Raw genomic sequence first — 9726 nt, forward strand, 5'->3', positions numbered from 1 at the left:
TACGGATATGGGTTGATTTACATTCTGGGCATTGCATAAATTATTCCTCCTATTCATACTCTAACTCAGCAACGCCATCTGGGTCAATCCGCAGGGAGTCTGCAACAGTGTGGTGGTGCTTTCGGGTTGAGCCTCGCAAAACTACTAAAGGTTGACGCTGCTCGCTGCCCGGTGTCTCCTGAGTTGGGTGCATTTCCTAGTGCCTCCTGAGATAAGTCAACCCCTGACTTGCCAGCCCCAAAGCTAGACACCAGATTGAAGAAGTTGACTCGTATAGGTTGATTCCATATTACCTATAGTACCACGGAAATTTGCTCGTAATGTGGGATAATAAAGAAAAAAGTCGAAAGGATAATGTTGCAAAATGCCCCCAAGCAAAGGAACGCAGCTCCACCCCAACTCTCTAGCTAATTTAAAGTTAGGCGGAGGCGAACCTCGATATGAGGAGCCAAAAAAGCAAAGGAACATTCAGGTAACATCTGCGGGGTGGGAAGGTTTTCGCGCTATTGCTAGAGAGCGCGGATTGAGTTTGAGCGAGTTGATCGAACAGATTGGCAGGCGCAAGATTACTTTGACTGACGCCGAGGAACAAAGTCGCAAACAACCCACAGCCAATCTTTCAGGTATGGCGAGGCTTTGAATAAAGACGTACATTGCCGTCGGATGAGGAATAAACACAATGGTTCAATCACCTCCAAAACTTATAACTGTTGATGAATTTATTACAAACTACGGCGACAGCGATTGCTACGAACTGATTGATGGTGAATTAACCGAAATGGAACCAACAGGGCCGCACGAACAAGTATCCGGTTTTCTGGGACGAAAACTGAATGTAGAAATTGACCGCCTGGATCTACCCTACCTTATCCCCCCTCGCTGTCTCATCAAACTATTAGGAACAGCAACAGCCTTTCACCCTGATGTGCTTGTATTAGACCAAACTCGACTAATTAATGAACCTTTGTGGCAACAAGAACCTGTAATTACATCAGGTTCCTCAATTAAACTGATTGCTGAAGTCGTTAGCACCAACTGGCAGAACGATTACGCTCGCAAAGTTGAAGATTACGCCCTGCTTGGAGTGCCTGAGTATTGGATTGTTGACTATTTGGGCATTGGTGGCAGAGAATATATTGGCAAACCCAAACAGCCGACAGTTACAATTTGTACGCTGCGAGAAGACGAGTATCAAAAACAGTTGTTTCAAAATGACGATCGGCTTATTTCCTCAATCTTTCCCGACTTGCAATTAACAGCGCAACAAATCTTCGCTGCCGGCAGATATGCTGCTATGTAGCTTATATCTAGGTAACGTCGGTAGGATGGAGGAAATTCGTGCGATCGCAATTGAACGGGGATTGAGTCTCAACGAGTTGAGCGAACAGATTGGCAAGGGTCTGATTCCCCTAGGCGCTGAAGAAAGTAACTAATAGCTTGGTCAGGAAAAGGAGGGTGCATTCAAAAAAACTTTCTATCAACTCGTTACCAGAAGTTTTTTTGAAAAAGAACACTAATTTAGTCGTTGATTCTCCGAGCATTTTAACTAGCTTTCAAAATTTGATCAATTAGGGAGACAACTTGCTGCGGTCGATGCTCAAAATGCTTCTTAATTTGAAATTTTAACGAATCTGCTGGCACATCTTTTTTGTTGAGTTTAAGGCGAATATGCTCACTTCGTGGGAGAGTGGAATTGAGCGCTCGAATAACGGTGCGGCATTGTCGGAGAGTGAGGCTATCGACTTGAATGAAGGGTAGATTTAATGGGCCGGTATCGAGTTGAATATTAGAAGCAAATTCTGCTTTAACTTGTAGCGAAGAGGTGAGGCGCTGTTCTTCTGTGGGTTCTGGAGTTGCTGCCGATTCGGTAACAGCAGGAAAGGAAGCAATTTCATTGAGAAGAGGCACAAAATCTGGGGCAAGTTCTGCTGAGAGTTTTTCAGAAGGATTCATCCGCTGCGATGCTAACAGCCTAGCGATATAGTAAACAATTAAGCCACCGTAACCCAAAATTACCACAGTTTCAATTGTGAGGGTAAGAAATTGCTGAATAGGTTCGTACATGATTATAATTTGCAAGTGGAACATCTCTCAAACGCGCTCGCGTTTAATATCAAAGCTTTTTAACAAAAACAGTTATTTAATTTATTGCAAAACGGTTTTACGCTGACTTATTGAGTAACCTACATTCTCAGATAAAATTAATTAACCATAACTTACGCTTTGTAACTGTGTCGCAAAGGTTTGAGATTATTCGCCTTACTTGCGGAAGCTTTGCTACGCTCGATGGTGAAGTCCGTCAAGGGTTCAGAATGAAATAATTAAGTTATTACTTCATAAGTGCTATTAACTAAATCCTTCTAAGAATGCGATCGTAAATGTCGCAAATCGAACTGATGCGGTGGGTGGGCGGGTAAATAAAATCCTGCTCCAAGCAGGATTTTCCCCCCTTTATCGGGGGTCGTCATTGATTACTTGACAAAATCATCAATCTCTTCATTATCGTCAGTTGCCTTTTTCTTATGAGAAGCTTTGACTGCCGATTCGATATAACGGAAGTGCAAGTCAATCACTGCTTGCTCAGATGAAAGCCAGTAAACGTTGCTCAAGATTTCTTCAAGCATCTCGTCAGCCGAGTAGCCTTCATATTGCTTGTTAAACCAAGTATTGAACGCTTCCCAGTCAAGAGCTTTACCTTTCTGTAACTGTCGTTGTTTGGCACGTCCCGTTAACTCGCGGGCAACGTGCAAAAACATCTCGAAGCGCTGTTCTTCAAGAGTTTCTGCAAATTGCTTTTGCATCGGAGTTGGAGCGGATTTGCGATTAGCCATGATTAACCCTCAAGCGTGTTTTTTTTCACAACTAAAGCGACGGCAGTCTGCTAATTACAATTAATTCAAAAAAATTAGTGGGTGGGTGAGTGGGTAAAATTAAATTCACAACCAAGGTCAAAATTTCCTTGATTGTGAATTTGTTGGGTATGCTTCCCAGAGCGTCCTGATTCGGACGGTGGCGACAATCATTACCCTGAAATGAAGGGGAAGGGGAAGGAGAAGGGGAAGGAGATTTTTTTTAGTAATAACGCGATTTTACTAAAGTTTTTCTACCCTTATCCCAAGTTTTTCAACCCTTTCCGTTCCTTCCCCTTCCCCCTCCCCCTCCCCTTATTAAATGAATCGCGATTCGTGGAAAAGGCCTCGATAGAGGCAAAAAAATGCTCTGCTTTTTCAGCAGAGCTTTCTAATCAAACTTTAGCAATTATTCGTCGTCTTCCTCAAATTCTTCCTCTTCGTCTAAACTAAAATCATCCTCCTCATCGTCATCATCCTCATCCTCATCGCCTTCCTCGTCATCGTCATCCTCATCAATTTCATCGAGTATGTCATCAATTTCATCATCTTCATCATCGAGTTCGTCGTCGTCATCGAGTTCTTCAGTATCTTCTTCAGAGGATTTAGCTAACTCGTTGCGACGCTTTAGGCTTTGAGCATTGAACTCCATTAAATCGGCAATGGCAGCTTGCGGGTTGTCAGCAATTGTATCGTAAAGTTGGCTCATCGCTAAGGCAACAACTTCGACACCATACTTGAGTTCTTCGGGCCGGCCAACTAGCTTGGGAAACACAGTATTGTTCCACTCTTGCCAGTCGAACTTTTTACCATTGCCATTGCCGTTGCGCTTGTTCAACTGAGCTTGAATATCCAATCCCAGTTTTTCGCGAATTGCGTGACCAACTTTTGTCGAAATACGGCTATCGCGACGCTGAATTGTCACGCCGTACTTCTTATGAATTGTATTCCGAATCTGTTTGACTAGCTCGCCAGCAAGTTGCTCGGAGCTGAGGTTAGGTTGAGGTTTTGATTTGGCTCCATTGTTACTGCCGACAGTTTGACTGTTCTGTTTTTCAGGTGGCTTAGATTTAGCAGGCACTGGTGACTGAGAGCGAATGGGAGTGGCTGCGGTTTGCTTTTTACTTGTGACCATGATTGACAATTTAACTTGCATAACATCAATTTATTAGTGCCGTTAGGCACAATTACCCCCTCCAATTGAGGGGGAAAACTTCGCTCATTAGCAGGACGCTAAATTTTAATTATGTTAGCTAAAGTTTTATGTTAAACATCCTCTATTTAGATATATAAATTCATGAAATATTTCACGATTTCGTCTAATTTAATAGTCCCTCCAACTCCAATATTTGCCCTAGAATATTACAGTGCAGATCGCCAAAAAATATTGTCATCATTTCATCAGTACGCCAGTGAGTGTTGTTTACCTGTTTATTATTGGAATCCTGGCTATGCAACTCTTCAACAGGTGCGGTGTTTGGATAAACCTCTCCCGAATTTAGGTTGTCATTCAGATATGACAAGCGTTTCAGATATTTCCCAGATGTATAATAGTGAATACGTCTTATGCAAAACTGAGCTATCTGTCGAGAGTGATGTCCTGCAATTTCTGCTGGAAAATGACTGCCCCGGTATCTTTTTGTTAGAAGATATTTTGGAATCAGAGAGTAGCGAACAGCCTCTTATCCGCCGTTATTCTCAATTGGCTAACGCATTCTTTGAACTGAAAGGGCGTTGGGCCCACCAATATTGGGTACTGCTGGGTGAGTACATCCAACTGCCATCAAAGCTAAGTCCATTAATTCCTCTACTTAAATGTCCGTTACCCGATCGTTTTGAAGTCGAAGTTCTTGTAGATAATTTTTGCGATCGCAATTGCTCCCTTGATTTTGGTTCAGATGCGGTAGCTGCTAAAAAACGGCTGGCTGTTTCTAGTCTAGGGCTGCCAACTGCTGAAATTGAATTGGTGTTAGATCGATCGCTCTCTATGACCGCTTCAGTTGTCCATATCGCACAGTTGGTATTAGAGCATAAAATATCGCAACTTCGAGACCAGGGGTTGGAGTTCATTGCTTCTCCCGACGTGCCTCATGCTGGCGGTTTAGATTTATTAGACGCTTATTTGAACGAAGTCGTAAAGCTGTCAGAAGCTGATGCCAAGAAATATCACCTCAGAGCTCCCAAAGGAATGCTGCTGTGGGGGCCGCCGGGGACGGGCAAAAGTTTGAGTGCAAAGCTAGCTGCTAAGAAGCTAGGTTATGCGCTTTTAGCAGCAAGTTGGGGCAATATTCTAGGTTCCTCTAATCCAGATCGCGCTCTCAACAAAATGCTGGATACAGCCGATAATTTGGGCGGCTGCGTGCTGTTCTTTGACGATTTTGACAAGGGTTTTTCTGGTTGGGAATCAAATGCTGATGGCGGTGCAGCTAGGCGGCTGTCGCAGAAATTGCTCACCTGGATGCAGGAACATGAGAGCCCCGTGTTAATGTTAGCTACTGTTAACCGCTTAGAAATGCTGCCGGCTGAACTTATCCGCAGATTTGACGACGGCGGAATCTGGTTTGTGGATTTGCCACACAGCGGCGCTCGCTATGAGATTTTCAATTTGCACTTAGCTAAGTATTTTCCAGAGCAGTTTGGGGAAGGAAAAGAGAATCTTTGGAGCGACAGGCAGTGGTATTCACTACTATCTGATTATGCGGGAGCAACGAGTGCTGAAATTGCGATCGCAGTTAAACGCTGTGCTGAACGAGCTTATTGTGAAGGACGACCTGGTAAAATTGAATTGGCCGATCTGCGTTATCAGAGAACTCAGTTTGTGCTGTCGTTTGAGCGTTCTTCTGAAGATATCCAGGGGATTCGGAATAAAGCGTCCTTTGCTCGGCCTGCTTCTGGGGGCGATCAGTCTAAATTTGCGGCGGCAGAGCAAGAATTATTCGAGTATCGGGCACCTGCTTACGAGAAAACTTGAGTGTACGATCAACAGCAATAGCAGGGTTTTATTGGCATCGAAAATCAATTCCAAGATTTCTGCCGCATTAGATGGTGCGGTGCAAACAAGAGAAGTATTGTAAAACTTCATTGAGTTTATAAGCAATAGTCCGGACAGTTTTTATATGACCCAATGGCTTATACCAATTCACTATGAAGATACACTAAATGAGGCTGATGTCTTTCTGGTTGGAACTATATCCTTAGCGTTATATTAAATGCAGCTTCATAGTGAATTGGTATTAGGCTCTAAGACTTTGAGCCACTGTGGATAATTAAATCAATGTCAGCTCCACCCCTGACTTACATTTAATTCGACTTTTTTATGCTCCTTGCCCCGCGTAAGCTTGTAGTATCGTTCCAAAAACTGTCCGGAGTATTGTTTAATACAAAGCCAAATAAACAAGTTCTTTTGTCTGGCAGATCGATTTTTAAGTATTTATACTGTATCGAGCGGTTCGCGCTAGACTATCCCACGGAATTTACTGCCCGCCCGCACCCCATGTGACAGTTGGGGTGCGGAATGTGGGTTTCATCTGGGGTAAATTTGACCAATTCCGGCGCAATATCCCCTAGAGCGCGATCATCGATGCACTGCAAAAATTGGTGCAGCAACTCTTGGGAGAACCAGACGAACAGATGGAAGTGTGGCGATCGCATCTCCACACTCTTCCAGGGCGAAATGTCCAGTATTGAGGAAGGTGTTGAGGCTGATGGCTACCAGATTTTGAACACCATTGGTGTATTGCCAACGAGTTCCTTCCACCAGGGTGAGGAGAAATTTGAGTTTATCTACACTCTCAGGGGAGCGATCGCGCCAGTATGCTCTGACAGGTTCCCAAAATTGGAGTAATTACCATAGGTTCATCGGAATTGACCTTCACGAGCAAGGTTTAAGCTGAAGTTCCCCCATTGACAAAAGGCGTATTGATGGAGTAGCAAGCTTTTGAAAGATGTAGGCTCCGGTTCTACTGGGTACAAATTAGGGGAACACCCAGCAAATCCAAAGCTTTTTGTTGCACGATTGTCGGTTGAGTAATCTTGTCAAAAACCCAACTCGCACCCTCAATGCTTCCTACAATTTCATTATGGGCGATCGTACCTAAATCAGCTAGTAAAGTCTGGAAGCTATGCACTGGTAAATTATCGGCAGTCCGCTTAGTCCTGGCTTTAGCCTTAGTCCGATCGCTTTTGGTTGCCTTTACCACAGATGTTTGTTTGTGGTGGGCCGATTCCCAATCGTCTTCATCAAACAGCATTGGTGCTAATCGAGAACGCATCTGGTATTCTACGTAATAGGCTAACATACATAAAAACACGTGAGCCCTAACTCGATCGCTGTTGCGGTGGTAAATCGGTCGCACCTTTAAATCCACAGTCTTAAAACTCCGAAAAGCCTGCTCTACTTGAGATAGGCTTTTATACGCCCTCACCGTTTCTGTTGCCGATAAAAGCTCAGACTCGACTGAAGTCCGAATCACATATAACCCATCTAATGCAGCTTCGCTGTCAATACTTTGCGTGTTTCTTTCGTAACTAAAACTGTTCTCTTGAATATCCAGCGTGAAATGCTTGGCAACTTTGTAAAGATTCACCACCTTTCCCACTTTCAGGGCAATATTTGATGCCCCTGTTAAACGCTTTTTCTGTCTCGTTGTCGCAGCAACTATTTTGGATAGTTCTTTTTCAGTTGCTTGCAACAATTCTTCTCGGGTTTTGGCTCGCTCTGCTGCTAGCAGGGGATTGCGGCAAGCAATTAACCGTTCTCCCGGATAGTCCTCTGACGAGATTTCAGCGATGTTTTGTTCGTCAAATAAAGATAGTTGAATCGATTCTTGCTCGACCAAGCTGCGGATTTGTACCGCCCTCCGGGCGCTAATCCAATCGAAACTACGATCGGCGGTTTGAAAATGTTTTTGAATTGTGGTTGAAGAAATGATGCCTCGATCGCCCACCCAAATTATTTTGGCAATCCCAAATCTTTCTTTGAGCTTGGTAATTTGATTGCTTAAGGTTTTTGGGTCAGCAGTATTGCCCTCAAATACTTCAACTGCGATCGGGCAGCCAGAAGCATCGCACATTAATCCAAATACAATCTGCAATTTACCTCTTTTGCCATCCCGATTGTAACCGTACCGGGCTAACGGGCAAGTTTTGCCCTCAAAGTAACTGCTCGATACATCATACAGCACCAAGGTTGATGATGCTAAATGAATGGAAGCCAAATTATTCTCGATCGACTCTTGTCTGGATAAGAGCCAGTCCATTGCCAAATATAATTCATCTTCATCGGCACCCTCGATTCCCAAAATTTTGCCAATACTTGAGAAACAAGTTTCGTCGTTGAATCCTCTGGCTGTAGCAAGTTTCGATCGCGGGTCGATAATTCTGGCGATTATCATCGCCAATACTAATCTTCTGTTGCGGCTATTTTCGGAACTAATTAAATTGTGTAAGCCAGTATTTTTCAGGCTGCCCAATACTGCAGCTACGTGGCCGTGCGGGCGGGAGCGAGTAATTTTAAAAGAGTCAGGTAAGGAGGCGATCGTGACGCCACCTTTTAACAAGGCTTGCAGACCATTTACGGCATGGTCTGGTAATTTTGATAAGTTTGCCAGGGTGCGTTTACGTACTTTTCCACCTTCGCGGTAGGACTCGCGAAGCAGTACGGCTGGCGGAGAATTTCTGTTGGGAACACGTTCGATATACATGGCTACTATTATGCCACACCTGCCGATCAGGTAATCTTAAGACAATCTTAAGATACATGGGTACGAGAAAGGGTGCAAAAAGCTGACTTTTACTTGCAGCGTAGGGGTTTGCTAGATTTGAACATCCCTTCTACGGGGGGAACTTCAGTTTAAGCGTCCAATAAACCAGTCTGCGAAATTGTCCTACATTTCACCACTTAATATCTGCCAGTTAAACGCCAATTTAGGAATGCAGTTGCTACTTAAACGTCAACTGCTGAAGTTCCTTTTGATTCCAGTTGCCTAACCTGGCTGCAGCTTCATAGGTGCTTTGTAAGAACTCTAACAACGTCTGATCCGGTGATTCTGCCTCACGGACAGCATCATAGGGCAAAATAAATTCACCCAACTCTTTATTGTAAAATGCAGCATCAGGACGAACCTCAGCCTGCTTAAACCCATCGGGTTCTGGGTACGCATAGGAATAAAACGCTGGGTATGATAATCCGGCTCCGGGCCAAAATCCGGCACTACTGACTTCCTGGGAATAGGCTTCCTGCGCCACTGCATCCGGTAGATTTGGCACCCCTCCCGGATGCTCAGGAGCCGATCGCCCCGAAAAGCGAGTCACTGCTAAATCAAAACTCCCCCAGAAAAAATGAACCGGACTAACCTTGCCGGAAAAATGGGAGCGAAATTCTCGAAAGACGCGATCGGACTGTAGCAGCACTCGCCAGCATCGATTGGCATAATCCGCATCATAAGTAGCATGGGTTTCATCCTGCTCAAATCGAATTGGATTGGGGACTTCATTTGGTTTAGTGTTAATTGTGATGTGAATATCCAATGCTCTGAGCGTTTCCATCACGGTTTGATAAAAATCAGCGACCGAGCGAGGGTAGAGGGCGATCGCCCGTCTTGCCCCTTCGCTGGTTTGAATCAGCAACTCATGATCAATGAAATCAAAGTCGATTTGAAAGATGCGGCTGCCATAGGGAATCGTGGAAGTGGTCAGTCCCCGAACGGTTAGATAGAGGGGAGTATGCCAGGAATGATTAATCCACGGAGTTTGGGCAAATCGGATTTTGCCGATGATTTGAGTCCATATGTGCAAGGTGGGGTAGTCCTATTTAGTAAAGGATAGAGAAAAAGCAGACATATTCAACAACTCGAAGGCTCAGAACGAATCAGTGCAT

General features: G+C 44.3%; 12 protein-coding genes. 5 read left to right on the top strand and 7 right to left on the bottom strand.

Annotated features, from left to right (window positions below; all coding sequences use genetic code 11):
* Positions 1 to 49: 49 nt before the first annotated feature.
* On the bottom strand, positions 50 to 193 hold the full coding sequence (locus QUB35_RS37250) for a hypothetical protein (RefSeq protein WP_333147849.1): 144 nt from the start codon (positions 191 to 193) through the stop codon (positions 50 to 52).
* Between the two features lie 171 nt (positions 194 to 364).
* Between QUB35_RS37250 and QUB35_RS37255 the strand changes: the two genes are divergently transcribed.
* From QUB35_RS37255 to QUB35_RS37265, 3 genes are read left to right on the top strand one after another with little or no spacing between them, the layout of a single operon-like run.
* Positions 365 to 640, top strand: a complete 276-nt coding sequence (locus QUB35_RS37255) for a hypothetical protein (protein ID WP_015179741.1) — start codon at positions 365 to 367, stop codon at positions 638 to 640.
* Positions 641 to 679: 39 nt separating this feature from the next.
* A complete protein-coding gene (locus QUB35_RS37260; RefSeq protein ID WP_333147851.1) occupies positions 680 to 1300 on the top strand; it encodes a Uma2 family endonuclease in 621 nt (206 codons plus the stop codon).
* Entirely contained in the window at positions 1287 to 1433 is a 147-nt protein-coding gene (locus QUB35_RS37265; RefSeq protein ID WP_333147853.1) for a hypothetical protein, read from the top strand. Before QUB35_RS37260 ends, QUB35_RS37265 begins: the two co-directional genes overlap by 14 nt.
* Positions 1434 to 1542: 109 nt before the next feature.
* Here the strand turns inward: QUB35_RS37265 and QUB35_RS37270 are convergent, their stop codons facing one another.
* The 3 genes from QUB35_RS37270 to QUB35_RS37280 all read right to left on the bottom strand — a co-directional run bounded on the left by QUB35_RS37270 (position 1543) and on the right by QUB35_RS37280 (position 4005).
* Positions 1543 to 2064 carry a hypothetical protein gene (locus tag QUB35_RS37270; RefSeq protein WP_333147855.1) on the bottom strand — a complete coding sequence of 174 codons (522 nt, stop codon included), beginning with the start codon at positions 2062 to 2064 and terminating at the stop codon, positions 1543 to 1545.
* A 407-nt stretch (positions 2065 to 2471) separates the two neighbouring features.
* A complete protein-coding gene (locus QUB35_RS37275) occupies positions 2472 to 2831 on the bottom strand; it encodes a hypothetical protein (RefSeq protein WP_015179737.1) in 360 nt (119 codons plus the stop codon).
* A gap of 427 nt (positions 2832 to 3258) precedes the next feature.
* Complete coding sequence (locus tag QUB35_RS37280) at positions 3259 to 4005, bottom strand: hypothetical protein (protein WP_333147857.1); 747 nt, start codon at positions 4003 to 4005, stop codon at positions 3259 to 3261.
* Between the two features lie 141 nt (positions 4006 to 4146).
* Here QUB35_RS37280 and QUB35_RS37285 point away from each other — a divergent pair, with 141 nt between their 5' ends.
* Positions 4147 to 5820 (top strand): AAA family ATPase, encoded by a 1674-nt coding sequence (locus QUB35_RS37285; protein WP_333147859.1) that lies wholly within the window; start codon positions 4147 to 4149, stop codon positions 5818 to 5820.
* Positions 5821 to 6308: 488 nt separating this feature from the next.
* On the opposite strand, the gene QUB35_RS37290 is transcribed toward QUB35_RS37285, so the two are convergent.
* Entirely contained in the window at positions 6309 to 6500 is a 192-nt protein-coding gene (locus QUB35_RS37290; RefSeq protein ID WP_333118501.1) for a hypothetical protein, read from the bottom strand.
* 22 nt (positions 6501 to 6522) lie between these two features.
* Between QUB35_RS37290 and QUB35_RS37295 the strand changes: the two genes are divergently transcribed.
* Positions 6523 to 6693 carry a hypothetical protein gene (locus QUB35_RS37295; protein ID WP_333147862.1) on the top strand — a complete coding sequence of 57 codons (171 nt, stop codon included), beginning with the start codon at positions 6523 to 6525 and terminating at the stop codon, positions 6691 to 6693.
* A 115-nt stretch (positions 6694 to 6808) separates the two neighbouring features.
* On the opposite strand, the gene QUB35_RS37300 is transcribed toward QUB35_RS37295, so the two are convergent.
* The gene (locus QUB35_RS37300) at positions 6809 to 8551 is read right to left on the bottom strand and encodes an IS1634 family transposase (RefSeq protein WP_333147864.1); all 1743 of its coding nucleotides are present in this window, start codon (positions 8549 to 8551) and stop codon (positions 6809 to 6811) included.
* 238 nt (positions 8552 to 8789) lie between these two features.
* Positions 8790 to 9644: a DUF5996 family protein gene (locus tag QUB35_RS37305; RefSeq protein ID WP_333147866.1), complete on the bottom strand. Its 855-nt coding sequence runs from the start codon at positions 9642 to 9644 to the stop codon at positions 8790 to 8792.
* Positions 9645 to 9726 lie beyond the last annotated feature (82 nt).

The sequence above is a fragment of the Microcoleus sp. B13-B6 genome, assembly GCF_036705405.1.
Classification (GTDB): domain Bacteria; phylum Cyanobacteriota; class Cyanobacteriia; order Cyanobacteriales; family Microcoleaceae; genus Microcoleus.

Coding starts and splice junctions, on each gene's coding strand:
- QUB35_RS37295 (WP_333147862.1), top strand. CDS start 6,523: ATGTCCAGTATTGAGGAAGGTGTTGAGGCTGATGGCTACCAGATTTTG.
- QUB35_RS37270 (WP_333147855.1), bottom strand. CDS start 2,064: ATGTACGAACCTATTCAGCAATTTCTTACCCTCACAATTGAAACTGTG.
- QUB35_RS37280 (WP_333147857.1), bottom strand. CDS start 4,005: ATGCAAGTTAAATTGTCAATCATGGTCACAAGTAAAAAGCAAACCGCA.
- QUB35_RS37275 (WP_015179737.1), bottom strand. CDS start 2,831: ATGGCTAATCGCAAATCCGCTCCAACTCCGATGCAAAAGCAATTTGCA.
- QUB35_RS37250 (WP_333147849.1), bottom strand. CDS start 193: ATGCACCCAACTCAGGAGACACCGGGCAGCGAGCAGCGTCAACCTTTA.
- QUB35_RS37285 (WP_333147859.1), top strand. CDS start 4,147: ATGAAATATTTCACGATTTCGTCTAATTTAATAGTCCCTCCAACTCCA.
- QUB35_RS37255 (WP_015179741.1), top strand. CDS start 365: ATGCCCCCAAGCAAAGGAACGCAGCTCCACCCCAACTCTCTAGCTAAT.
- QUB35_RS37265 (WP_333147853.1), top strand. CDS start 1,287: ATGCTGCTATGTAGCTTATATCTAGGTAACGTCGGTAGGATGGAGGAA.
- QUB35_RS37260 (WP_333147851.1), top strand. CDS start 680: ATGGTTCAATCACCTCCAAAACTTATAACTGTTGATGAATTTATTACA.
- QUB35_RS37300 (WP_333147864.1), bottom strand. CDS start 8,551: ATGTATATCGAACGTGTTCCCAACAGAAATTCTCCGCCAGCCGTACTG.
- QUB35_RS37290 (WP_333118501.1), bottom strand. CDS start 6,500: ATGCGATCGCCACACTTCCATCTGTTCGTCTGGTTCTCCCAAGAGTTG.